This is a genomic window from Clostridioides sp. ZZV15-6388 (assembly GCF_020657755.1).
GTDB lineage: Bacteria > Bacillota > Clostridia > Peptostreptococcales > Peptostreptococcaceae > Clostridioides.
Genome location: NZ_JAGWCU010000013.1, coordinates 1 through 22670 on the forward strand (window position 1 = coordinate 1; position 22670 = coordinate 22670).

Below are 22670 nucleotides of genomic sequence, written 5' to 3' on the forward strand. Positions count from 1 at the left end.
ATAAATGGTAATCATAAGGGTTAGGAACTAGCCTAATAGCTTGGAGATACTGATAACAATAGTTATCTTGACCAAGAAGCCACCACTTCAAACATTACCGTAGGTAGTTAAGTGGATGGTAGTTCACATAAGAGTAGGTATAGTATTAGAAAATAGAATTATTAATATTAATATTCCTTAAATCAAAAAAATATTACTGGACTGCTAAATTTCCAGTAATATTTTTACATGTATTTTAAAATGTTTAATTACCCATATTTTAAAAGCTAAGTTAAAACTTTTAACAATAAAACTATATAGTAAAATGTTGAAACAATACCAAAAGTTAGTTTTATCCACTCTATATTTTTACTTATAACAATTTTTTTATTTTCTATTACATCTACAAACTTTAAATTCTATTTATTAATCTGCTCTCTAAGCCATTCAGTTGCTACATCCAATTGTTTTTTCTCATCTTTTTCTTCAATTGTAGGTTTTATCCCTTTTTCATTGATATAATCTCCATTAGGTGTAAAGTATTGAGCAGTAGTTAATTTATATCCTGTTCCATCTTTCAACCTTACAACTGACTGTACCAGCCCTTTACCATAAGTCGTAGTCCCTACAGAAATACCTTCTTTATTATCAACAATTGCAGCTGTTAATATCTCAGCAGCAGAAGCACTTTCTCCATTGGTTAAAACTACTATTGGAAGTCCCAATTTTTCTTTATCAGATTTTAAGTATTCTGTATTTCCTTTATTGTCTTTAGTATATACTATAGTTCCTTCACCAATTAATTCATCAGCAACTTCTTTACATATATCCAACATACCTCCAGGATTGTTTCTAAGGTCTATTACTAATCCCTTAATATTTTTTTCTTTCAATCCTTTTAAAGCTTTGTCAAAATCAGTATATGTACTTGATATAAATTGGGTAATTTCTATATATCCTAAATCATTATCAATTACTTTACTTTCTATACTTTTCTCAACTATCTGTTCTGTTTTCAACTCAAAGCTTAGTTGTTTATCTTCTCTCAATACTACTAGCTCTACTTTTTTACCTTTTTTACCTTTCATCATACTCACAGCTTCATCCGAATTTTTATATGATACAGATTTTCCGTTGACTTTTATTAATTTATCTCCTGCTTTTACTCCTGCTTTTTCTGCTGGAGAATCTTTCATAGGAACTACTACTAGTCCTCCATCTTTTGATGCTCCTATATACATTCCTACACCAACATAAGAGCCCTCACTATCTTCTATTAGCTTTTCCATTTCATCTTTAGTGTAATAACCAGAATATTTGTCATTTGTTCCTAGAAATAACCCCTTTGATGCTCCATCCACTAAATCTTTATCAGAGACTTTTTTATAAAAATCTTGTTTTATAATAGATTCTAATCCTAACAACTTATCATATTTTTTATAGCCTTCATAGAGTTCTTTTGATACTACAACTTTGTTCCCTAATGTAAGTTGAAACGCTGATGTGGCCATAGCTGTTATAATTACTAAAATCATCCCTAAAAAAATAGCTTTCTTTTTTGAAATCACAAGATACATCTCCTTTTACATAAACTATTATATATTATATGACTAGCTGTTATTTTTATTACATTTACCCAAATATATTGCCTTATTACAATAAACTATACTAAAATTTATATTAGAATACAAATTCTGTTCACATTATAACATATTAAAGGAGAAATATTTTATGAAAAAAGAATTTAGAAAAAAAGTTATTGAACATAGAAAAAATAAAAGTGCTGAGTTTGTACTAAATAATTCAAATTTGATAACAGAAAAATTACTTCAAGTGGAGGATATAAAAAACGCAACTAATATAATGCTTTATCTAGATTTTAATAATGAAGTTAACACAGATAATTTAATCAAAAAGCTTTTATCTCTAAAGAAAATAGTCTCAAGCCCTATTACAATAAAAGAAAATCATACATTAATTCCTACTCAAATAACAGATTTAGATAATGGACTAAAAATTGGTGCATATGGAATAAGGGAACCTAACGAAAAATCACCTACAATTGATATTAAATCTTTAGATGTTGTAATTGTTCCAGCTGTTGCATATGACATACATTGCTATAGATTAGGATATGGTGGAGGATTTTATGATAGATTTTTAGAGAACTTAAGAAAAGACGCAATAACTATAGGAATAGCATTTGACTTTCAGGTATTTGATTCTATTCCAAAAGAAACTCATGATGCACAATTAAACTATATAGTTACTGAAACCAGAATTCTTACACCAAATAATTAACACTCTCAATACTATTAATATAACACTCTGTTTAATATTTAATTTTTATATTATTCAATGAATATTTTAAGTCATGGCTTTTACATCAATAAAGCCTCGACATGATTTATTTACATTAATAAAAACCATGACTTTATTTTACTATACAAATAAATAGTTATCTAATTACAAAATATATATTTATTTAGTAGAATTCAATTCTATTCTATCTGGAAGTTCACTTATATTTGTTTCAACCACTATGTATGGAAGAGAATCCTCCTTATCCTTATACTTTATCTTAACTCTCAAAACTTCTTTTCCTTCTTCACTTACACTTTCTATGTTATCCATCTCAATACCATATTTATTATTTCCCCTAGTTACTATGATGTATATTTTATTATCAATTTTAGCTGCTAATGCCCTTTCTTCATTTGTGTATTTGTCCATAACATCTAGTATCTTTTCTGGTATTGAATTCCTTTGCAATACTGTATAATCTATTGGCTTAGTTTTTTCTATAAACATACTTGGTATGAATATAAACCCTCCTATCACAAATATAAGAGCTATAACTCCATAAATTATACCTTTAATATTAAACTTTACATCCAATTTTATCACTCCTTCCATCTATTTAAATATATGATTCATAATTTTGTCTTAGACTTTAAATTATCAATAATAAAGTGTTTATTATAGTTACCCTTAAATATGAAATAATAAAAAAAGGATTTTATGACAAATAAATTATAAAATAAAAAAGAGTTATATAAAAACAATTTAATTGTTTTTATATAACTCTCTATTTTACAGTTCTAAATTATTTATTTACCATTAACTCCTTCTTGATAGCCAGATGTTTTTGTAATCTGTCTATAAAGAACACAAACCAGTATTATGACGCCCATATATCCGGTATATGGATATAAGATACCAACCAGCTTATCAAATGGTAAGAATCCACCTATAAGACCTAATATAGCTGTTATTACTGTTATTAATTTAAATTTAGGATGATTATCATCTACAAATCTATTAGTTACTGACCATAATAAAGGTACAGCTGTTGTATATATTCCTAATATAAGAACTACTGAGAATAAAACTCCAACTACTGGTGAAATCTTATCAGCTAAGAATAATGAAGGTATTGCTTTTGAATATAAGTTTCCTACATCAGAAAGCATTGCTAAGTTCATCATTATAGCTGCTGCCATAAGTGCTACCCCACCTAGTATACCACCGCAAACAGCTTCTTTTTTATTAGCAGCACTTGCTCCTAATCCTGTTAAGAACGCCATGACAACGATTGTATTATAAGTAGTGTATATTACACCAGATAGATATGCGTTTGGAACTGGTCTAGATACCTCTACAGTTTTAAGAATCTCTCCTGCTTGAGATAAATTACCTATATTACTGCTTAAACTTATAGCTCCAACTAAAAGTGTAAATATTATTATTACAGGTCCTATTCCACCTAGTATCTTTGATAATTTATCAAGACCTAATGAAACAGTTAATAATGCTACTACTGCCATACCTATTCTACCTACAAATGGATTTAATCCATAGTATTCAGTTAAAGTTGCTCCCGCTCCTGAAATCATTACTACGAAAACACCAAATAAGAATAAAGGTCCAAACCACTCAAAGAATATTCCTAAATACTTACCACAATAAACACGATAAATTTTGATAGGTTCCTTAAGTTGAAGTTCTTTACCTTTTGACATTACTGAAGCACCCATCCATGAGAATAATACCATTGAAATTATCCCACCAATAATACCTGCAAACCCATAAAAAGTGAAGAATTGCATTATTTCTTGTCCTGTTGCAAATCCAGAACCGATTACTGTTGCTACATAAGCTCCTGCGAAACTGATGACTGTTTTAACATTTACTTTTTCTGACATATCTCAGTTACCTCCCCACGTGAAATTTTTTCATCTGCTTAATTACTTCGATAAACTACTTACAATTTCCTTTAACATAAAATCCATGATAACTGTTTTAAAACTTTTTGTATAATAACTTAAAACTTATAATATACTTTTTATACAGTATACCTCCCTTCATACAATTCTTTAAATTATTTTTGTTTAAGTAGTTATTATATGTATAAAATTAATTTCCCTATAAACTATATATTAGTCATATTTTTCTGAATAGTCAATATATATTTGAATATTTTCTCTATTTTTGTAAAAATTTGAATATTTGGTTAGGTTTTTGATAAATTGATATAGTGTATAAAAAAGAGAGATATAAATTCATATAATGCTTTATATCTCTCTTATACACATATTATATTATTAACAAACATGCATAATTTATATTTCTTACATTCTTTTTGCAAGAATAGCTTCTTTTACAGCTTTTACTATATCATCACAAGTTAATTCATATTTTTTTAACAATTCATTTGGAGCACCAGATTCTCCAAATGAATCTTTAATCCCAACTTTTTTTACAATAGTTGGATAAGATTCTCCAACTGTCTCACTCACAGCAGAACCTAAACCTCCAATTATACTATGTTCTTCTACAGTTACAATAGTATTAGTTTCTTTTGCTGCTTTTAATATTAAATCCTTATCTATAGGTTTTATTGTGGACATATTTATGACTCTGGCACTAATGCCTTCTTCTTGCAATTTTTCTTGTGCCATTATAGCATCATTCACCATAATCCCACAAGCTATAATTGTGACATCATTGCCATCTCTTAGTACTACACCTTTTCCTATTTCAAAATGATAATCCTCATCAAATAAAACTGGAACTGAACTTCTTCCTAATCTAACATAAACAGGTCCATTGTATTTAGCTATTTCAAAAATCATCTTCTCTGTCTCTACTCCATCAGCTGGAACAAGAACTGTCATATTTGGTATAGCTCTCATTATTGCAATATCCTCTACACTTTCATGAGATGCTCCATCTTCTCCAACAGTAAGTCCTGCATGAGTAGCACAAATTTTTACATTTAACTTTGGATAACAAACTGAATTTCTTATAATCTCAAAGGCTCTCCCTGTAGCGAACATAGCAAAAGTACTAGCAAAAGGTATTTTTCCAGCAGTTGATAATCCGCAAGCAGCACCTATTAGATTTTGTTCGGCTATACCCATATTAAAAAATCTATCTGGAAATGCTTCATAAAAATCATGTGTCTTTGTAGACTTTGATAAATCTGCATCTAATACTACAACATTGTCATTTATTTGACCTAATTTTACTAAAGCTTTACCATATGCTTCTCTTGTTGCCATTTTATTCATTGTCAGCACCTCCTAATTCAAGTAAGGCTTGTTCTAGTTCTGCATCATTTGGAGCTGTCCCATGCCATCCTGCTTGATTTTCCATAAAAGATATTCCTTTACCTTTTATAGTCTTTGCAATTATCATTGTAGGCTTTTTAACTGTTGATTTAGCTATATCAAGAGCAGCAAATATTTGGTCAAAATCATGACCATCTATTTCAATTACATTCCATCCAAAAGCCTTAAATTTATCAACGATTGAACCTAAGTTCATTACACTTTCTATGTTTCCATCTATCTGAAGTCCATTATTGTCTAAAAAAGCAATTAAATTATCAAGCTTATAATGTGCAGCACTCATAGCAGCTTCCCAAACTATACCTTCTTGAACTTCTCCATCACCAAGTAAAGTGTATACATTCCATGGTGCATTATCTAATTTTGATGCCATAGCCATCCCACATGCAGCCGAAAAACCTTGCCCTAAAGAACCTGTGGATATCTCCACGCCAGGTGTTCCTTTCATATCTGGATGTCCTTGTAACATTCTTCCTATTTTCCTCAGTCCATTTAATTCTTCCTTATCAAAATAACCTTTTTCAGCCAATGTTGCATATAATGCTGGTGCAGCATGTCCTTTTGATAATACAAATCTATCTCTATCCTCCATTTTAGGTTTTGAAGAATCCACATTCATTTCATCAAAGTATAACGCAGTAAGTATTTCAACTACTGATAATGACCCTCCTGGATGTCCAGATTTGGCTCTATGTATCATAGAGACTATATCTCTTCTTATGATACGCGCAATCTCATTTAATCCCTTATGGTCTCTCATGTAATTACCTCCCTTGAGTTTGTAATTTTATATCAATTCCATCTTATTATATCACTTTTATGCTATTTTTTTGCGTTATTTTTGATTTTATTAGCTTAGGCCACTAAAATTAAACTCTATGAAATATTTTTAAAGAAAAAAGGGATTGTCTAACAAAAGACAAACCCCTCTTTAAAAAGTAAACAATCCTAAACTTATTTGAAGCCCATCATCTACTTTTATCATCATATTTTCATCTAGACAACCAATTTTTTCCCTCAGTCTCTTTTTATCAATAGTTCTGATTTGTTCTAAAAGAATCACTGAGTCTTTATTAAGACCATATTCATTGGAACTTATCTCTACATGAGTAGGTAATTTGGCTTTATTAATCTGAGATGTTATAGCTGATACTATAACTGTAGGACTATATTTATTACCTACATCATTTTGTATTATCAGAACAGGCCTAACTCCTCCCTGTTCTGAACCAACAACTGGACTTAAATCAGCGTAATATAAATCACCACGCTTTATTTCACAATTAGTACTCACCTTGGGCAATCTTCCCTTCATTTTTATCATCAGAAGATACTTCGTCAACTGTCATGCCTAGTTCAGCTAATGACAGATTAATTTGACCCATTTCTCTATAACCCGTTTTCATAGATTCTTTAATATGAATTCTCTTTTTCTGAGTTATATAGAACTGAAAAGCAGCTTTTGCAAAATCTTCTCTGTTACTGTTCTCCATCTGAACAATACTATCAACTTCAGAAATCAGAGAGTCTGGTAAAGTAACTTCTATTTTTTCTTTACTCTTATCGTACACAAAATCGCCTCCCAGATTATAATATCATGGTTTTATTTTAGCAAATAACTGTTTATTTGTACAAGCTCATTATTTTCCATATAAACACGGTCAACTCTTCTTGATATCATGCATAACACTTCATAGTTTATAGTTCCTAAGTCTTTGGCTATACGTTCAGCTGTAACTTCACCTTCTCCAAATAGTATAACCTCATCTCCAACTTTTATGTCTATATCTTTGTCAATTCTAACCATTATTTGATCCATACAAATTCTACCAACCACATCAAATACTTCTCCTTTAATAAGAACTTTTGGATTCTTTTGAATTCTAGTGAATCCATCCGCATATCCTATTGGAATTGTAGCTATTGTTTCCATACTAGTAGTTGTATATTTTAGTCCATAACTTATTCCTACACCTGGTTCAACTTGTTTTATATGTCCGATTTTTGATTTTAATTTCATGGCTGGTTTTAGTTCTAGTCTTTCTTTAAATACATCATCAGATGGATAATGACCATATAATATTATTCCTGCTCTTACCATATTTAATCTTAAATCAGGGCAATCCATAATAGCTGCACTATTTGATACATGCTTTATAGCTATTTCTACACCAGCTTCATCTAACTTATCAGACATAAATTTATAATTATTAGCTTGTTTATAAGTGTACTCTTTACTTACTTCATCAGCTGTAGCAAAATGAGTAAACATACCTTCTAAATTTATATATTCTAATTTATTTAATTTTACTATATCCTGTACTGACTCTTCATTAGGTTGGAAACCTATTCTAGTCATTCCTGAGTCTATTTTAATATGAACACAGGCTTTTTCTCCTAAAGATTTTGCAATTTCGTTTATCTTTTGTGCTGTTTCTAAAGAATAAACTGTCATAGTTATTTTATTTTTTATAGAATCTTCAAAAGCTTCATCTGGAGTATATCCTAAGTTCAAAATAGGAAGTGTTATACCATTTTGTCTAAGCTCAATTCCTTCAGCAGTTCTTGCTACTGCTAAATAATCTACTTTTTCCTTTTGTAATAATTTTGCAACTTCTACTGCACCATGTCCATATGCATCAGCTTTTATTACTCCACAAACTTTAATATCTTCTTCTAATAAATTTTTAATATTTTTTAAGTTAAATCTTAAGTTATCTAGATTTATCTCTGCCCATGTAGGCACTGTTATTTTTTGCATTTCTTTAGTCCCCCTTAGTTTCTGTATTCAAAATCTCTGTATTTTACTGTAAATCTTGGCACTCCTTCATTATCTAATACTTCCATCTTTTCAGGGTTCTTTGTGTCAGCATTTACATATAATACTTGCTTATTAAAATATTTATTATCCCCAGGAATAAAAGTCTCCAAAACCAAGTTTCCTTTGGATAACTTTATTTTCATCTCTTCGTTTTGAAGATAATTTTTTATAAAGTCTCCTATAAAAAGATATTGATTATTTTTTCCTGTATTAGGCAATTCCACTATATCACTGATATTTGGATTTTTAACTAATATTTTATCACCTTGATACTCTATACTTTTCCCCTTTAAGTGTTTTGGGGAAATTACTTCTAATTTATAGTTATCAGTTTTTTTATAAGTATGAATTAAAACATAATTGTGTGGGCTCTTATTTCCAACTACTTCTACTTCAGCTTTACAACTGTAAGAATTCATATCAGAAATCTGCTTTTGAAAATCTTTGTATACTTCTTCTTTTGTGGACTGTCGTTTTTGGCATCCTATTACAATTATAACCAGTGCCAAGAACATAATACATACTATAGTCCACTTTTTTCTCACATCACACCTCCTACTTTAGTCTATTCATTATATAAAGCTTTTATTATATCATATCTACAAATTATACCTTTAAGTTTATTGTCATCATCTACTACAGGAACTCTGTTTATTGATTTTTTAATCATTATATTAGCCACATCGTCAAACTTATCATCTTCATGAACTTTTATTATGTCCTTAGACATCAATTCTCCGACTTTATAAGCTGCTACTTGCTTTATGTCTTTTTCTACCTTTTTTAAATCATCTAAAAAAATCAGCCCTTGTAATAAATTTATATATAGAGGTGCTTCTATATATTTTTCTTTTTTAAGAATGTCTGTTTCAGAAATTATTCCAACAACTTTATTTTCTGAATCTACAACTGGCAATCCTCCTATTTTCTCCGCAATTAGCATATTAGCTACATCTGCTATACTATCATCTTGTTTTGCTACTATTACATCTGTTGTCATTATTTCTTTTGCTGTTTTATCCATCATAATGTAATCACTCCTTAGTCCTTAATTATAGTTATCGCATTTGCTATAGCATAATCTTTTGAATGTGATATTGAAACTTTTATTTCTAAAACATTATAATCTATGCACATTTTTGCCAGATTATTATAAGTTTTTACTATTGGTTTTCCCATTTCATTTCTGATAACCTCTATATCTTTAAAGTTAAACATTCTGATTCCTGTACCCATAGATTTACTTATAGCTTCCTTAGCTGCAAAATTACCAGCTATACTTTCTGCCTTAAAATTTTTAGAATTAAAATATTCAATTTCTTTATCTGTAAATATTTTCTTTAAAAACCGATTATTTTTTTCTACAGCTTTTTTTATTCTGTCAATTTCAACTATGTCTACTCCAATATCAAATATATCCATTTTTCCTCCAGAAAATTTATAATAGCTCTTTTCATTTAATAATGAATTTATAAATTTACTATTGATAATACCTATTATTGTTTAGTTTATGTTACTTATCCCAATTTAATAATCATTATAATAAAATTGTAACTTTTAAAATTATTTATAATAAATAATCTATGTAAATCTATTATATTATTTATTATACTACACAACTAAGCAAATTTTTTAAATTTTATAAAAATTTTATATAGATTTCTTATATGAATATTTTTTCACTTCTATATAATCTATCTAAACCTTCTTTATCTTATTAATTGCAACATAATTTTGCAGTAAATTCAAACACTTTGTGAATTTACTGTCACTACACTTCCACTATATTTTATACTCTATTTTTTGTTATTTTATTAACACCAAAATTATAAAAAAAGTCATTTTGACCAAAAATAATTTTAGTAAAAATGACTTTTCATGTTTTATATTAAATTATTAAATCCATTCAGCAGATTCTGTCAATATGACAGTTTTATTTTGGTCTACATTAACAAATCCTTCTGATATTTTTGCTTCTTTAAAATTTCCATCTTTTTTTATCTTCAAAGTTCCTACAGGTATGCCTGAAACAAACGGTATATGACCTTTCAATACCCCTTTGTCTCCCTTTGTAGTTCTAACTACTATCATTTCAACTTCTCCATCATAAAACGTATCATTTGGAGTTACAACTTTCAATGAAAATTCACTAGCCATGACTACATACTTCCCTTCGCTTTTTTAACAGCATCTTCTATTGTACCTACAAACAGGAATGCTGACTCTGGTAAGTCATCATGTTTACCTTCAAGTATCTCTTTGAATCCTCTTACAGTTTCTTTAACAGGAACATATTGACCTGGGTTTCCTGTAAATTGCTCTGCAACTGTAAACGATTGAGATAAGAATCTTTGTATTTTTCTAGCACGTGCAACTATTAACTTATCTTCATCAGATAATTCATCCATACCAAGTATGGCAATTATATCTTGTAGTTCTTTATATCTTTGAAGTATTGATTGAACTCCTCTGGCTACTTCATAATGTTCTTTTCCTACTATACTAGGGTCAAGAATTCTTGATGTAGATTCAAGAGGGTCAACCGCTGGGTATATACCAAGTGATGATATTTGTCTAGATAAAACTGTTTTTGCATCTAAGTGAGAGAATGTTGTAGCTGGTGCTGGGTCAGTTAAGTCATCTGCTGGTACATATACTGCTTGAACAGATGTTATTGAACCTTTCTTAGTTGATGTTATTCTCTCTTGAAGTGCACCCATTTCAGTAGCTAATGTTGGTTGGTAACCAACGGCTGATGGCATACGTCCTAGAAGTGCTGAAACTTCTGAACCAGCTTGTGTGAAACGGAATATATTATCAACGAAAAGTAAAACGTCTTGTCCTTGCTCATCTCTAAAATGTTCTGCCATTGTAAGTCCAGTTAAAGCAACTCTCATTCTTGCTCCAGGTGGCTCGTTCATCTGACCAAATACTAGAGCTGTCTTGTTTATAACTCCAGACTCACTCATTTCTCCATAAAGGTCATTACCTTCTCTTGTTCTTTCTCCTACACCTGAGAATACAGAAATACCACCATGTTGCTTGGCAATATTGTTTATAAGTTCTTGTATTAAAACTGTTTTTCCTACTCCTGCTCCTCCAAATAGACCTATTTTTCCACCTTTTAGATATGGTGCTAGCAAGTCAACTACCTTAATACCTGTTTCTAGTATTTCAGCTGTAGTTTCTAGTTCGTCATATGCTGGTGCTGGTCTATGTATAGGTAACTTAGGCGCAGACTTTGGAGCTGGCTTTCCATCAACTGGTTTTCCAAGAACATTGAATATTCTACCTAGAGTTTCATCTCCAACAGGAACACTTATTGGTCCTCCTGTATCTACAACTTCCATACCTCTTACAAGTCCATCTGTTGCACTCATAGAGATACATCTTACTGTATCATCACCTATATGTTGAGCAACTTCTGCAACTATTTCTTTATCTCCTAACTTTATTACTAACGCATTTAATAAGTTAGGTAGGCTTTGTTCATTATCAAACTTAACATCTAGTACAGCTCCTACAATCTGTACTATTTCACCTACATTTGCCATTTCCTAACCTCCCTATTTTAGAGCTTCAACTCCACCAACTATCTCTGTTATTTCTTGAGTTACAGCTGACTGTCTTGCTCTGTTATAACTTAACTCTAAATTAGATAGCATTTCATTCGCATTATCTGTGGCTGATTCCATCGCAGTTCTTCTAGCTCCTTGCTCTGATGCAAAAGATTCTAAAATCCCACCATATATTGTACCTGATACAAACTGAGGCACAATATAACTTAAGACGGCTTCTGCTGATGGTATATATTGTACTTTCGATTTATTTTGTTTTTCTTCTTTTATTACAATGGCTTGGTCATCTGTATCTTTTTCAAACACCAATGGAAGCAATTTTAAAACTTCAACTTCTTGTAATAAAGCTGATTTAAATTTTGTATAAGCTATATAAACTTCATCTACTTCACCTTTTTTATACAGGTCAATAACAGTTTGTGAAATTTCTATCGCTTCTTCATATCCACAAGCTTCAACACTATTTATATCTTTTGCTATATTGTAATTTCTCTTAGAAAAAAACTCGTGAGCCTTCTTTCCTACTGTGATAACTGTTTCTTTTTTTCCTTCCATGTGAGATACAGATTCCTTTAATACATTGGAATTGTATCCACCTGCAAGACCTCTATCTCCAGCTACTACTATATAGCATTTATTTTTTACTTCTCTTACTTTTAAAAATTCATTTCTAACTCCACGTGTTGTTTGGGCAATATCCTTTACTGTATCGTACAAAGTATTAAAGTATTCCCTTGAATCTTCAGCTTTTTCTTTTGCTTTTCTAAGCTTAGAAGATGCAACAAGTTCCATTGCTTTAGTTATTTGTTTTGTACTTTCAACACTACCCATACGTGTTTTAATCGCTTTAATTCCAGCTCCTGCCAATTAATTTACCTCCTTTTTTAAAAAGGATTATACTTCAACAACAAACTTTTCTTTAAATTCATTTATTGCATCTGTTAAATCATGAGTGAAGTCTTCTCCATCTAATATTTTTCTTGATATTTCTGGATAATTATTATCTACAAATGCATACAATTCTGATTCAAATCTAGCTATATTATCTATTGGAATATCTTCCAAATGATTATTTATAACAGCATATATTATCATAACTTGATTTTCAACTTTTATTGGTTGATGCTCACCTTGTTTTAGTATCTCAACGATTCTTTCACCTTGAGCAAGTCTCTTTTTAGTATCTTCATCTAAGTCAGAACCAAATTGTGAGAATGCTGCAAGCTCTCTATATTGTGAATATGCAAGTTTTAATGTACCTGCAACTTTTTTCATTGCCTTAATTTGCGCAGAACCACCAACCCTTGATACTGATATACCAGGGTCAACTGCTGGTCTTACACCTGAATAGAATAATTCTGGTTGTAAGTATATTTGACCATCTGTTATAGATATAACATTTGTTGGTATATACGCAGAAACGTCTCCAGCTTGAGTTTCTATTATAGGTAAGGCAGTCATTGAGCCTCCTCCTAATTCATCAGATAACTTAGCTGCTCTTTCAAGTAATCTTGAATGTAAGTAGAATACATCTCCAGGATATGCCTCACGTCCTGGTGGTCTTCTAAGTAATAATGACATTTCTCTATATGCAACGGCTTGTTTACTTAAATCATCATATACTATAAGCACATGTTTTCCATTGTACATAAACTCTTCACCCATAGCTGCTCCAGCGTATGGTGCTATATATTGAAGTGGTGCTGATTCAGATGCTGTTGCTGAAACTATTATTGTATAGTCTAAAGCTCCACCTTTTTCTAATGAACTAACTAATTGAGCTATAGTAGAACGTTTTTGCCCAATTGCTACATATATACAGATAACATCTTTTCCTTTTTGATTTAATATAGTGTCAACAACTATAGATGTTTTACCAGTTTGTCTGTCACCTATTATTAACTCTCTCTGACCTCTACCAATTGGTATCATTGAATCTATTGATTTTATACCTGTTTGTAATGGCTCATAAACAGATCTTCTATCTATTATACCAGGTGCTTCAGATTCAACTGGTCTAGTTTTTGTACAAGCTACAGGTCCTTTTCCATCTATTGGCTGACCTAGAGAGTTTACAACTCTACCTATTAAAGCTTCTCCAACTGGAACTTCAACTATTCTTCCAGTTCTCTTAACTATATCGCCTTCTTTTATTCCACTGTCATCTCCAAGTATAACAGCTCCAACTACTTCTTCTTCTAAGTTAAGTGCCATACCATATACTTCACCTGGGAACTCTAGTAACTCACCAGACATAGCTTTTTCTAATCCATATACACTAGCTATACCATCCCCAACTGTTAAAACACTACCTGTATCTGTCAATTCAACTTTATTCTCATAATTCTTTATTTGCTGTTTAATTATAGAACTTATTTCTTCAGGTTTTAAGTTCATGGGTTCACCGCCATTCTTAAGATATTACTTCAGATAGCTTTTCTTTCATCTTATCTAGACGAGTTTTTACAGTGCCATCTATTTGCTCATTTCCAATTCTAACTAGAACTCCCCCTAGTATAGTCTTGTCAACTACATTTTCTATAGTAACATTTTTGTTGTATTTGTTTGAAAGTTTAATTTCAAGTTCTTTAATATCTGTTTCACTCATTGGAATCGCACTTATTGCAACACCATCAGTTATATTATTTTTCTTATTTAATAAGTCTTTATAAGCTAACTCTATGTCTTCCAAAAACGCTATTCTGTCTTTATCTACTAAAACTTTTAAGAAGTTTTTTATGTTAGAACTTACTTCCTTATCAAAAATGATTTCTACCAAGTTTTTCTTTTCTGATTTTGAAACTAATGGTGATTTTAAAACTTTGTAGAAATCTTTGCTAACTTTAGTCATCATATCTACTACTTTTTCTAATTCTTTAAATAATATATCAGTTGAATTTTCTTCTTCTCCTAATTGAAATAGGGCTTCGGCATATCTATTTGCTACTACGTTTATCATTTAGCCTCCCCTACCTCTTTTATAAAGTTTTCTATCAATTCTTCATGTTTAGATTTATCTAAATCTTTTTCAATAACTTTAGATGCCGCAAGTAGTGCTATATTTGATATATCACTTTTAATTTCATTCATAACCTTTTGTTTTTCTTGTTCTATATCTTTGCTTGCTTTATCTTTTATATCAAGAGCATCTTGTTTTGCAGTACTTATTATGTCATCTGATTTTTTCTCTGCTCTTATAGTTGCTTGTTTTATGATTTCTTGACCTTCATCTTTAGCAAAATTGATTTTTGACTCATATTCTTTTTTTAGCGCCAATCCTTCAGTTTTTGCTTTTTCGCCTTCTGCTAAGTCATTTTTAATATCATTTTCTCTTGATTGGATTATATTTAAAACTGGCTTAAATAAAAGCTTTCTTAGAAGTAAAAATATTATAAAAGTATTAACAATTTGGAATACAAATTCCCATGTTATACCTACTAGTGCTTTTTCCATAATTATCCTCCTTTCCATAAATCATAACTACTTATAATCACGAGATGATAAAATTCATCTCATGATTATAAGTTTGAGATGATTTATCTATAAAACCTATCTCAAAATATTTAAGGACTAAATCTACATTCCTAAGTATTTGAAGAATGGATTTACGAATAGAAGTATTATTGATACAACCAAGCCATATATTGCTGAAGACTCTGCTATAGCAACACCTAGTAATAAAGTTGAAGTTATATCACCTTTAGCTTCTGGTTGATTTCCTACTGCTTCTGCTGCCTTACCTGCTGCTACACCTTGACCAATTCCTGCACCTATACCTGTTGCAACTGCTATTCCTGCTCCTATTGCTGATGCTGCCGCTACTATTGCTGTTTCCATAATTATTTCCTCCTTAAAATTTAAATTGTTTTTTATTTTTTATCTTAATATAAGTTGATTTCTTAATCTAATTCCCCTGCACTTGATATAAACACCATTGTTAGCATTATGAATATATATGCTTGTAACAATCCTGCAAATAAATCGAAGTACAAGTGTAATGGAACTGGTATTAATATCTGTCCAATCGGTATTGATAATCCTGGTATTAGACTAGATATAAAACCTAAAAGTTGATAAAATAGACCCATTATAATTGTTCCACCTAAAATATTTCCAAATGGACGGAAACTTAATGATATTGGTCTAGCTAACTCACCTATAATATTAATTGGTAACATTATGGCAAGTGGTTGAGCCAATTCTTTAAAGTATGATACTCCTTTAAATTTAACTCCTGCAAAATAAATCATAAAAAATGTAATCATTGCCCATGCAGCAGTTGTATCTAGGTCAGTTGTTGGTGATCTTAATCCAAGTAATGGGCTTAAATTTGAGCACGCGAAAAATAAAAACAAACTTCCTATGTATGGTATCATATATGGCATTCTTTTTACTGTGTTTTTACCCATAACATTTGTAACCATTTTAGCAAGACCACCTATTGCAAATTCCAAAAATATTTGAACTTTACTAGTTGGAACTTTTTTCAAATTTCTAGTTAAAAAATAAGATGCTATCGCTAAAAAGGCCATTATTCCCCAACTCACTAGTATTGTTTCACTAATTTTAAAGTTTCCTATGAGATAATAATGCGCTTGACTCATACTTACGCCTCCTTCCTCTTTAATTTATTTATAAAGTTTTTTGATAATATGACAAACTTTGTACTCAATAATCCTAGTGCTGTTCCGATTATATTTAAATGTGGAACCTTAGCTGAAGCAAATAGAACAACTGCCATTATAAATAGCCTAATGGTATATTGTGCTGATGCATAAGCTTGTGCTTTTCCAGCTGGCAATGACACTGTTTTTTCTAGTGATATTGCTAATAATCTAAAATTTAACATAGCTATTATAGAGCCAAATATAAGTCCTAAAAATACTGGCTTACTTAATGTTGATGTTATCAACATTAGCACAATTAAAATTACATCAAATATTACTATACCCTTTGTTACTGACCTTACTTGGTTAAGTAATTTTATATCCAATATATCACTTCCTTCGTGTATATACTATTAGAGTTTTATAAACACCACTAAAAGCACCTCCAACCCCTAACAGTAAAAATATTATTGTTAGAACTGGACTTGTATTTAATTTACTATCTAAAAATTTTCCTAAGAAAGTACATCCTAATATTGATATTACAATCATCAATCCTATTTGACTTATTAAACTAAACAGCTTTGCAATTTCCATATGTGTATTTTTTTTACTCATAAATAGTATCCCTCATTATTACAAAATAAATAACATGTAATTAATCTATATAATAAATTTATTTAATTATAAAATATATCTTACTACTAATCTGATTATTTTTCAAACACTTTCTTTTAATCATTTCATGAGCATGTATTTCAGTGTCAAATTTTATCATTTATTGTCACCCTAAAATTATTCACTAAAAAATTTATCTACTAGAATTTTATAAGTTCTATTCCTGCTTCTTTTAACAATTCTGTAGACATATCATCTGGATAATCACCTTCATAAACAATTTTCAATATGCCTGCATTTATGCACATTTTTGCACACAAAACACAAGGTCTTGTAGTAACATATAAAGTTGCTCCAGCTACACTAATACCATTATGAGCTGCTTGTATTATAGCATTTTGCTCAGCATGCAATGCCCTACACAGTTCATGTCTTTCTCCTGAAGGAATATTTAGTTCCTGTCTTTTACATCCAATATTTTCACAATGTTCAAGATTTCTTGGGGAACCATTATATCCAGTTGTTAGAATTTGTTTATCTCTTACAATAACAGCTCCGACTTGTCTCCTAATACAAGTTGAACGCTTTTTTACCACTTCTGCAATTTCCATAAAGTATTCATCCCATGATGGTCTCATAATTTACTTTTCTCCTCTTTGTTTATGTACTGGTCTCATATATATTTATTAGATTTCTTCCTAAATAAATACTTATTTTTATATTATATACACATGTCAATTGAATGTCCAATAAAAAAAGAGCATTTTTACCATTTAAATTTTAAATACCCGTTATATGCTCTCCTTAATCTATTAAATTTATTATATCACCTTAATGAAATATTAATAGTCTTATTTATTATAAATTAATTTATTGGATAGATTCCATTTTTTAATATGGCTTCTAAAACCCCTCCAGCTATACATCTAGCTTTATCTGATATCGTAAAAGCATTCTTAACTTCCTCTTTTCTAGGGTCTATGTCTAATATTTTTAAATTTTTATTTACTTTCGCTCCATCTTTTAGTAATCCTCTAAGAACTCCAGATATTGTTGCTCTAACTTCATATTTTTTTCCATAATCATTAATATAACAAAGTAAATCACCCTTTTCAACTATATCGCCTATCTTACATACATTTTCCATTATTCCACTATGTTCTGAGTGCATTACTCTTTCTTTGGAAATCCCTTTTATTGCACCTGGTATTCCTGTATTTTTTTCAGCTCTACCACTAGTTATTATTCTTCCTAGATTATGACCTCTCATTGTCTCTATGACCACATCAACATCTTTTCCTGCACAAAATCCAGGTCCCAAAGCTATTGTAAGTGGAGCCATATCTTTAGTTGTACCCAAATTTTTTTTGGCTAATATTCCGTCAATCAAAACAACTGGATTTATCTTAGATAATTTTTCCCCTTTTGGGTCTACAATAAGTGCTACTTTACCTTGAGATAACGTTTTTTCGATTTCGTCTTCGTTTTTACAAAGTTTACACTCTATACCTTCAATAGTAACTTCTTTTTCATAGACAGCCTCACAAAAAGAAACCTGTCTTCGTATAGCTAAAGGCTCCTCTATTTCTAATGCAACCACTTTAAAACCACTATTATGTAATTTATATATAACTGCTGTTGCTAAATCTCCAGCTCCTCTTACTACTATACAATTTGTCATGTATTATCACTCCCAATAATATCATTAATATTTTAATTTAAACTCAATTAATACATATCAATTTAATCGTAAGCAACTAACATGCCATATTTTAAATTATTAATAAGTTATAAACTCGTGTAAAATAGCCATTCTTTTTTAATTGGTAAAAGCTTTTTATTCTCAATTCGAGAAATTTATCAATTCAAGAATTCTTATTCTGAGAAAATACATATAAAAAGGAACTTCCTTATATTAAATAATTTTTACTATATAAGAAAGTTCCCAATAAATATTTATAGTTATTAATTTTTATTTAGTTCCAAATAATCTGTCTCCAGCATCACCAAGCCCAGGAATTATATATCCATGTTCATTTAATTTTTCATCAATTGATGCAACATATATATCAACATCATCATGATATTTTTGTACTTCTTGTATTCCTTCTGGAGCAGCTACTAAATTAGCTAATTTTATACTTTTAGCTCCTTTAGATTTAAGTAAATCTATTGCCGCAACAGCAGAACCTCCTGTAGCAAGCATAGGGTCAACTACTATTATATCTCTTTCTCCTATGTCTTGAGGAAGTTTACAATAATATTCAACTGGTTTTAATGTTTCTGGGTCTCTATATAATCCTACATGACCAACTTTTGCTGCTGGCATTAAACTTACTAATCCATCTACCATTCCAAGCCCTGCTCTTAAAATTGGAATTATAGCTAATTTTTTACCTGCAACAACTTTAGATGATGTTTTTTGAATAGGCGTCTCTATTTCTATATCTTTTAATGGTATATCTTTTGTTATTTCGTATCCCATTAACATTGCAATTTCAGTTAAAAGTTCTCTGAAATCCTTAGAACCAGTATTTTTATCTCTCATTAAAGTTAATTTATGTTGTATTAATGGATGGTTTGTCTCTACCACTTTACTCATTTTGATAATTCCTCCTGATAAAACTGTAATTTTTATTATTTATTATGTTTTTCTTCTATTGCTTTAATCATATTTACTCTTCTAGCATGTCTATCACCTTCAAAATCTGTGCTAATCCAAGCCTCAACTATTTCAAGTGCTAAACCTTTACCTAAAACTCTTTCACCTAATGACAACATATTTGCGTCATTATGTGCTTTTGACATTTTTGCAGAAAATACATCTGACACAACTGCACATCTTATTCCAGGAACTTTATTGGCAGCTAGAGATATACCTATCCCTGTACCACAGCATAATATTCCATAATCTACCTCTTTATCTATAACTGCATTTGCAACTATTTCTCCATAAGCAGGATAATCAACAGAATCTGTAGCATTATTAGTTCCATAATCTACACATTCAATACCTTTTCCTTCTAAATAGTTTATTATCTCTTTTTTTAAATTATATCCTCCATGGTCACAGCCTAATCCTATTTTCATTTCTTTATCCTCCATTTTATATATTTTTTACTATTTTGTTGACAGAATATATTATTTCTTTCATAGTATCTCTATAAGTATCCAAACTTCCACCAAATGGGTCAGATATATCTGACTCATCCTGATTTGCGAACCCTTTAAAAGTATACACTTTTTCTTTGCATTTTGGAACTGCTTGGACTAAAATTTCTTTATGAGATTTAGTCATTGTTAGTATAATATCTGATTTATCTATTAAATCTTTAGTGATTACTCTACTTTTATGCTTTGATAAATCTATTCCAAGTTCTTTTAAAGCTTCTATAGAGTTTTTAGAAGCATCCATACCATTCACTGTAGATATACCTGCTGAAGATATACAATATTCTTCAATATTTTTTCCAGACTCTTCAATAACTTTCTTTAATATAACTTCAGCCATGGGACTTCTACAAGTATTTCCTGTGCATACAATAAGTATATTCATATTTCACAACTCCCTTTTAAGCTTTTATTACTTTATATCCTGCTGACTTAAGTAATCTATTCATAATTGCTTGTCCAACACCACTCTTAGGAAATTCCTCTGAATATATGACATCTATACCTTTTTTATCCATTTCTATTAGAGCATCAAACAAATTACTTGCTACTTCCTCAAGAGTACTTCCCAAATCTATTACTTCTCCATTATAAAACTCTTTATTTCTACTAATACACATTACACCTGTTTTTAGACCTTTTTCTTTATTAGATTTTATCATATCATTAATCTTTGTTGCTACACTTTCTCTTTTTCCAGATATAATATATACATCTGCATTTGGTGAATAATGCTTGTATTTCATTCCTGGAGCCTTGGCTTTTTGATTATCTTCTTTTTTACTTAATGATGGGTCAAGCCTTACTTCGCCAAGAAGTTCTTCTAAAACTTCTTTAGTTATACTTCCAGGTCTTAATATCATAGGAATCTCACCTGTAAGGTCTAATACAGTCGATTCCAATCCAAAGTTACTATCTCCTCCTAAAACTATTCCATCAACTCTTCCATTCATTTCTTCATATACATGTTTCGCTTTTGTTGGAGATGGTCTCCCTGATATATTTGCAGAAGGAGCTGCAATAGGTACACCTGCTTCTTTTATTATTGCCCTGGCAATAATATGAGAAGGCATTCTTATTGCAACTGTATCAAGCCCTCCACTAGTTCTATATGGAATTATATTTTTTTTATTTAGTATTATGGTTATAGGCCCTGGCCAAAGCTTTTCCATAACAAGCTTAGCTTTATTACTTATATCTTTAGCTAAATCACAAACTTCTTCTTTTTCATAAATATGGACTATAAGTGGATTATCACTAGGTCTTCCTTTAGCTTCATAAATCTTCTTTACTGCATTTTCATCTAATGCATTTGCACCTAATCCATATACTGTCTCAGTTGGAAAAATAACCGTTTTACCTTCTCTAAGAAGTTTTGCTTGTATTTTTATTTCCTCATAATCAATATTATTTATATCAATATTACTTATAATAGTCTTCATCTTTCGTATGCCTGCTTTCATTTTAATTTTAGATATAGTTTACAATTATTGTACCTAACAAAAAACCAACTATACAATACACACTTTTTGAGTGTGGAAAAATTTCTTCCAATACAACATACATCATTGTACCTCCTGCTGTAGCAAGAAACACACCTATAAGAGAAGTAAATACTCCTCCAAAATAAACACCTAAAAAACTTCCTAGACCCATAGGTAATCCAGCTATTATTGTAAATAAAATAACTTTACTCATCCTCATTTTATTACATACCAGACCCAATGCCATAGCTAACCCTTCTGGTATATTATGTAGACCTATTACTATAGCAAGAGTGATACCTAAACTTTCAGTTGACATAAAAGAAGAACCAATAGCTAATCCTTCTGGTAAATTATGTAGTAATATACTTATGAATATAAGATATCCAGATGCCATGCTTCCAGATACATCCAATCTTGTTTTTATGTACATAGTTATGAGAGCTCCAACAAATGTAAATATAACTGTATTGATTACTCCCATTTTATCCATAGATTCTTTCATCAAATCAAATACTACTACAGCCAACATTATCCCGCCAGACAATCCCATAAAGAAATTTAGGTATTTATCAACTTCTCTTTTGAAGATAGCTGATATGACTCCCCCTAATCCTGTCCCTATAACACCTGCCAAAAGTCCAATCATCGTTACTTTTAGTATCATATAACCCTCCTGTACTTGTATATAACAATTATATACAGTAGAATATGATAACATGACCTAAAATGCAAAATAGCTGTTTCAAAATAGAAAATAATTTCTAGAAAGAAACAGC

The 22670-nt window shown here is 30.3% G+C and carries 29 protein-coding genes; 1 reads left to right on the forward strand and 28 read right to left on the reverse strand.

Annotated elements, in window-relative coordinates:
* Window positions 1–398 precede the first annotated feature (398 nt).
* Window positions 399–1556, reverse strand: coding sequence for a S41 family peptidase (locus KGF48_RS09825; RefSeq protein WP_227868001.1), 1158 nt, complete (start codon window positions 1554–1556; stop codon window positions 399–401).
* Window positions 1557–1710: 154 nt separating this feature from the next.
* On the opposite strand from KGF48_RS09825, the gene KGF48_RS09830 reads away from it, so the two are divergent.
* Window positions 1711–2280 (forward strand): 5-formyltetrahydrofolate cyclo-ligase, encoded by a 570-nt coding sequence (locus KGF48_RS09830; RefSeq protein WP_227841456.1) that lies wholly within the window; start codon window positions 1711–1713, stop codon window positions 2278–2280.
* Between the two features lie 180 nt (window positions 2281–2460).
* Here the strand turns inward: KGF48_RS09830 and KGF48_RS09835 are convergent, their stop codons facing one another.
* From KGF48_RS09835 to KGF48_RS09965, 27 genes are all read right to left on the reverse strand, one after another.
* Window positions 2461–2877, reverse strand: a complete 417-nt coding sequence (locus KGF48_RS09835; protein ID WP_255611832.1) for a hypothetical protein — start codon at window positions 2875–2877, stop codon at window positions 2461–2463.
* A 212-nt stretch (window positions 2878–3089) separates the two neighbouring features.
* Entirely contained in the window at window positions 3090–4184 is a 1095-nt protein-coding gene (locus KGF48_RS09840; protein WP_227829068.1) for a hypothetical protein, read from the reverse strand.
* A 426-nt stretch (window positions 4185–4610) separates the two neighbouring features.
* The gene (locus KGF48_RS09845; protein WP_227868002.1) at window positions 4611–5552 is read right to left on the reverse strand and encodes a transketolase family protein; all 942 of its coding nucleotides are present in this window, start codon (window positions 5550–5552) and stop codon (window positions 4611–4613) included.
* Window positions 5545–6372 (reverse strand): transketolase, encoded by an 828-nt coding sequence (locus KGF48_RS09850; protein WP_227841393.1) that lies wholly within the window; start codon window positions 6370–6372, stop codon window positions 5545–5547. Before KGF48_RS09850 ends, KGF48_RS09845 begins: the two co-directional genes overlap by 8 nt.
* Before the next feature lie 171 nt (window positions 6373–6543).
* A complete protein-coding gene (locus KGF48_RS09855) occupies window positions 6544–6927 on the reverse strand; it encodes a type II toxin-antitoxin system PemK/MazF family toxin (RefSeq protein WP_003421356.1) in 384 nt (127 codons plus the stop codon).
* Entirely contained in the window at window positions 6896–7183 is a 288-nt protein-coding gene (locus KGF48_RS09860; protein ID WP_227436214.1) for an antitoxin, read from the reverse strand. Before KGF48_RS09860 ends, KGF48_RS09855 begins: the two co-directional genes overlap by 32 nt.
* 32 nt (window positions 7184–7215) lie before the next feature.
* A complete protein-coding gene (gene alr / locus KGF48_RS09865) occupies window positions 7216–8373 on the reverse strand; it encodes an alanine racemase (protein WP_227841392.1) in 1158 nt (385 codons plus the stop codon).
* A 14-nt stretch (window positions 8374–8387) separates the two neighbouring features.
* Window positions 8388–8978 carry a germination lipoprotein GerS gene (gene gerS, locus KGF48_RS09870; protein ID WP_227436217.1) on the reverse strand — a complete coding sequence of 197 codons (591 nt, stop codon included), beginning with the start codon at window positions 8976–8978 and terminating at the stop codon, window positions 8388–8390.
* A 20-nt stretch (window positions 8979–8998) separates the two neighbouring features.
* Window positions 8999–9460 carry a CBS domain-containing protein gene (locus tag KGF48_RS09875; protein WP_227829073.1) on the reverse strand — a complete coding sequence of 154 codons (462 nt, stop codon included), beginning with the start codon at window positions 9458–9460 and terminating at the stop codon, window positions 8999–9001.
* 14 nt (window positions 9461–9474) lie between these two features.
* A complete protein-coding gene (acpS, locus tag KGF48_RS09880; protein WP_227841391.1) occupies window positions 9475–9855 on the reverse strand; it encodes a holo-ACP synthase in 381 nt (126 codons plus the stop codon).
* Window positions 9856–10329: 474 nt separating this feature from the next.
* Window positions 10330–10590 (reverse strand): ATP synthase F1 subunit epsilon, encoded by a 261-nt coding sequence (gene atpC, locus KGF48_RS09885; protein ID WP_227436229.1) that lies wholly within the window; start codon window positions 10588–10590, stop codon window positions 10330–10332.
* Between the two features lie 2 nt (window positions 10591–10592).
* Window positions 10593–11987 carry a F0F1 ATP synthase subunit beta gene (gene atpD / locus KGF48_RS09890; RefSeq protein WP_227436232.1) on the reverse strand — a complete coding sequence of 465 codons (1395 nt, stop codon included), beginning with the start codon at window positions 11985–11987 and terminating at the stop codon, window positions 10593–10595.
* Between the two features lie 12 nt (window positions 11988–11999).
* Window positions 12000–12878 carry an ATP synthase F1 subunit gamma gene (gene atpG, locus KGF48_RS09895; protein ID WP_227829076.1) on the reverse strand — a complete coding sequence of 293 codons (879 nt, stop codon included), beginning with the start codon at window positions 12876–12878 and terminating at the stop codon, window positions 12000–12002.
* A gap of 27 nt (window positions 12879–12905) precedes the next feature.
* Window positions 12906–14408: a F0F1 ATP synthase subunit alpha gene (gene atpA, locus KGF48_RS09900; RefSeq protein ID WP_227868003.1), complete on the reverse strand. Its 1503-nt coding sequence runs from the start codon at window positions 14406–14408 to the stop codon at window positions 12906–12908.
* Window positions 14409–14424: 16 nt separating this feature from the next.
* The gene (locus tag KGF48_RS09905) at window positions 14425–14970 is read right to left on the reverse strand and encodes a F0F1 ATP synthase subunit delta (RefSeq protein ID WP_227868004.1); all 546 of its coding nucleotides are present in this window, start codon (window positions 14968–14970) and stop codon (window positions 14425–14427) included.
* A complete protein-coding gene (gene atpF / locus KGF48_RS09910) occupies window positions 14967–15464 on the reverse strand; it encodes a F0F1 ATP synthase subunit B (protein WP_227829079.1) in 498 nt (165 codons plus the stop codon). The genes KGF48_RS09905 and atpF overlap by 4 nt, the downstream gene beginning before the upstream one ends.
* Window positions 15465–15587: 123 nt before the next feature.
* Window positions 15588–15848: an ATP synthase F0 subunit C gene (gene atpE / locus KGF48_RS09915; protein WP_021386434.1), complete on the reverse strand. Its 261-nt coding sequence runs from the start codon at window positions 15846–15848 to the stop codon at window positions 15588–15590.
* Between the two features lie 62 nt (window positions 15849–15910).
* The gene (locus tag KGF48_RS09920; RefSeq protein WP_227436239.1) at window positions 15911–16615 is read right to left on the reverse strand and encodes a F0F1 ATP synthase subunit A; all 705 of its coding nucleotides are present in this window, start codon (window positions 16613–16615) and stop codon (window positions 15911–15913) included.
* 2 nt (window positions 16616–16617) lie between these two features.
* A complete protein-coding gene (locus KGF48_RS09925) occupies window positions 16618–17004 on the reverse strand; it encodes an ATP synthase subunit I (protein ID WP_227436241.1) in 387 nt (128 codons plus the stop codon).
* Between the two features lie 4 nt (window positions 17005–17008).
* Window positions 17009–17236: an AtpZ/AtpI family protein gene (locus KGF48_RS09930; RefSeq protein WP_227436243.1), complete on the reverse strand. Its 228-nt coding sequence runs from the start codon at window positions 17234–17236 to the stop codon at window positions 17009–17011.
* Between the two features lie 200 nt (window positions 17237–17436).
* Window positions 17437–17874 (reverse strand): deoxycytidylate deaminase, encoded by a 438-nt coding sequence (locus KGF48_RS09935; protein ID WP_227829080.1) that lies wholly within the window; start codon window positions 17872–17874, stop codon window positions 17437–17439.
* A 227-nt stretch (window positions 17875–18101) separates the two neighbouring features.
* On the reverse strand, window positions 18102–18917 hold the full coding sequence (gene yqeB, locus KGF48_RS09940) for a selenium-dependent molybdenum cofactor biosynthesis protein YqeB (protein ID WP_227839030.1): 816 nt from the start codon (window positions 18915–18917) through the stop codon (window positions 18102–18104).
* A gap of 291 nt (window positions 18918–19208) precedes the next feature.
* Complete coding sequence (gene upp / locus KGF48_RS09945) at window positions 19209–19838, reverse strand: uracil phosphoribosyltransferase (RefSeq protein ID WP_227829082.1); 630 nt, start codon at window positions 19836–19838, stop codon at window positions 19209–19211.
* Window positions 19839–19873: 35 nt separating this feature from the next.
* Window positions 19874–20326 (reverse strand): ribose 5-phosphate isomerase B, encoded by a 453-nt coding sequence (rpiB, locus tag KGF48_RS09950; protein ID WP_227839029.1) that lies wholly within the window; start codon window positions 20324–20326, stop codon window positions 19874–19876.
* A gap of 16 nt (window positions 20327–20342) precedes the next feature.
* The gene (locus KGF48_RS09955) at window positions 20343–20792 is read right to left on the reverse strand and encodes a low molecular weight protein arginine phosphatase (RefSeq protein ID WP_227829084.1); all 450 of its coding nucleotides are present in this window, start codon (window positions 20790–20792) and stop codon (window positions 20343–20345) included.
* A gap of 16 nt (window positions 20793–20808) precedes the next feature.
* Window positions 20809–21849 carry an L-threonylcarbamoyladenylate synthase gene (locus tag KGF48_RS09960; protein WP_227868005.1) on the reverse strand — a complete coding sequence of 347 codons (1041 nt, stop codon included), beginning with the start codon at window positions 21847–21849 and terminating at the stop codon, window positions 20809–20811.
* Window positions 21850–21877: 28 nt separating this feature from the next.
* Window positions 21878–22558 carry a ZIP family metal transporter gene (locus tag KGF48_RS09965; protein ID WP_227829086.1) on the reverse strand — a complete coding sequence of 227 codons (681 nt, stop codon included), beginning with the start codon at window positions 22556–22558 and terminating at the stop codon, window positions 21878–21880.
* Between the last annotated feature and the right edge of the window lie 112 nt (window positions 22559–22670).

Bases quoted from the DNA above. Each gene is read 5' to 3' on its own strand.
- KGF48_RS09825 (WP_227868001.1), bottom strand. From the start codon at position 1,556: ATGTATCTTGTGATTTCAAAAAAGAAAGCTATTTTTTTAGGGATGATT.
- KGF48_RS09830 (WP_227841456.1), top strand. From the start codon at position 1,711: ATGAAAAAAGAATTTAGAAAAAAAGTTATTGAACATAGAAAAAATAAA.
- KGF48_RS09840 (WP_227829068.1), bottom strand. From the start codon at position 4,184: ATGTCAGAAAAAGTAAATGTTAAAACAGTCATCAGTTTCGCAGGAGCT.
- KGF48_RS09845 (WP_227868002.1), bottom strand. From the start codon at position 5,552: ATGAATAAAATGGCAACAAGAGAAGCATATGGTAAAGCTTTAGTAAAA.
- KGF48_RS09850 (WP_227841393.1), bottom strand. From the start codon at position 6,372: ATGAGAGACCATAAGGGATTAAATGAGATTGCGCGTATCATAAGAAGA.
- KGF48_RS09855 (WP_003421356.1), bottom strand. From the start codon at position 6,927: ATGAAGGGAAGATTGCCCAAGGTGAGTACTAATTGTGAAATAAAGCGT.
- alr (WP_227841392.1), bottom strand. From the start codon at position 8,373: ATGCAAAAAATAACAGTGCCTACATGGGCAGAGATAAATCTAGATAAC.
- KGF48_RS09875 (WP_227829073.1), bottom strand. From the start codon at position 9,460: ATGATGGATAAAACAGCAAAAGAAATAATGACAACAGATGTAATAGTA.
- acpS (WP_227841391.1), bottom strand. From the start codon at position 9,855: ATGGATATATTTGATATTGGAGTAGACATAGTTGAAATTGACAGAATA.
- atpC (WP_227436229.1), bottom strand. From the start codon at position 10,590: ATGGCTAGTGAATTTTCATTGAAAGTTGTAACTCCAAATGATACGTTT.
- atpD (WP_227436232.1), bottom strand. From the start codon at position 11,987: ATGGCAAATGTAGGTGAAATAGTACAGATTGTAGGAGCTGTACTAGAT.
- atpA (WP_227868003.1), bottom strand. From the start codon at position 14,408: ATGAACTTAAAACCTGAAGAAATAAGTTCTATAATTAAACAGCAAATA.
- KGF48_RS09905 (WP_227868004.1), bottom strand. From the start codon at position 14,970: ATGATAAACGTAGTAGCAAATAGATATGCCGAAGCCCTATTTCAATTA.
- atpF (WP_227829079.1), bottom strand. From the start codon at position 15,464: ATGGAAAAAGCACTAGTAGGTATAACATGGGAATTTGTATTCCAAATT.
- atpE (WP_021386434.1), bottom strand. From the start codon at position 15,848: ATGGAAACAGCAATAGTAGCGGCAGCATCAGCAATAGGAGCAGGAATA.
- KGF48_RS09920 (WP_227436239.1), bottom strand. From the start codon at position 16,615: ATGAGTCAAGCGCATTATTATCTCATAGGAAACTTTAAAATTAGTGAA.
- KGF48_RS09930 (WP_227436243.1), bottom strand. From the start codon at position 17,236: ATGAGTAAAAAAAATACACATATGGAAATTGCAAAGCTGTTTAGTTTA.
- KGF48_RS09935 (WP_227829080.1), bottom strand. From the start codon at position 17,874: ATGAGACCATCATGGGATGAATACTTTATGGAAATTGCAGAAGTGGTA.
- yqeB (WP_227839030.1), bottom strand. From the start codon at position 18,917: ATGACAAATTGTATAGTAGTAAGAGGAGCTGGAGATTTAGCAACAGCA.
- upp (WP_227829082.1), bottom strand. From the start codon at position 19,838: ATGAGTAAAGTGGTAGAGACAAACCATCCATTAATACAACATAAATTA.
- rpiB (WP_227839029.1), bottom strand. From the start codon at position 20,326: ATGAAAATAGGATTAGGCTGTGACCATGGAGGATATAATTTAAAAAAA.
- KGF48_RS09955 (WP_227829084.1), bottom strand. From the start codon at position 20,792: ATGAATATACTTATTGTATGCACAGGAAATACTTGTAGAAGTCCCATG.
- KGF48_RS09960 (WP_227868005.1), bottom strand. From the start codon at position 21,849: ATGAAGACTATTATAAGTAATATTGATATAAATAATATTGATTATGAG.
- KGF48_RS09965 (WP_227829086.1), bottom strand. From the start codon at position 22,558: ATGATACTAAAAGTAACGATGATTGGACTTTTGGCAGGTGTTATAGGG.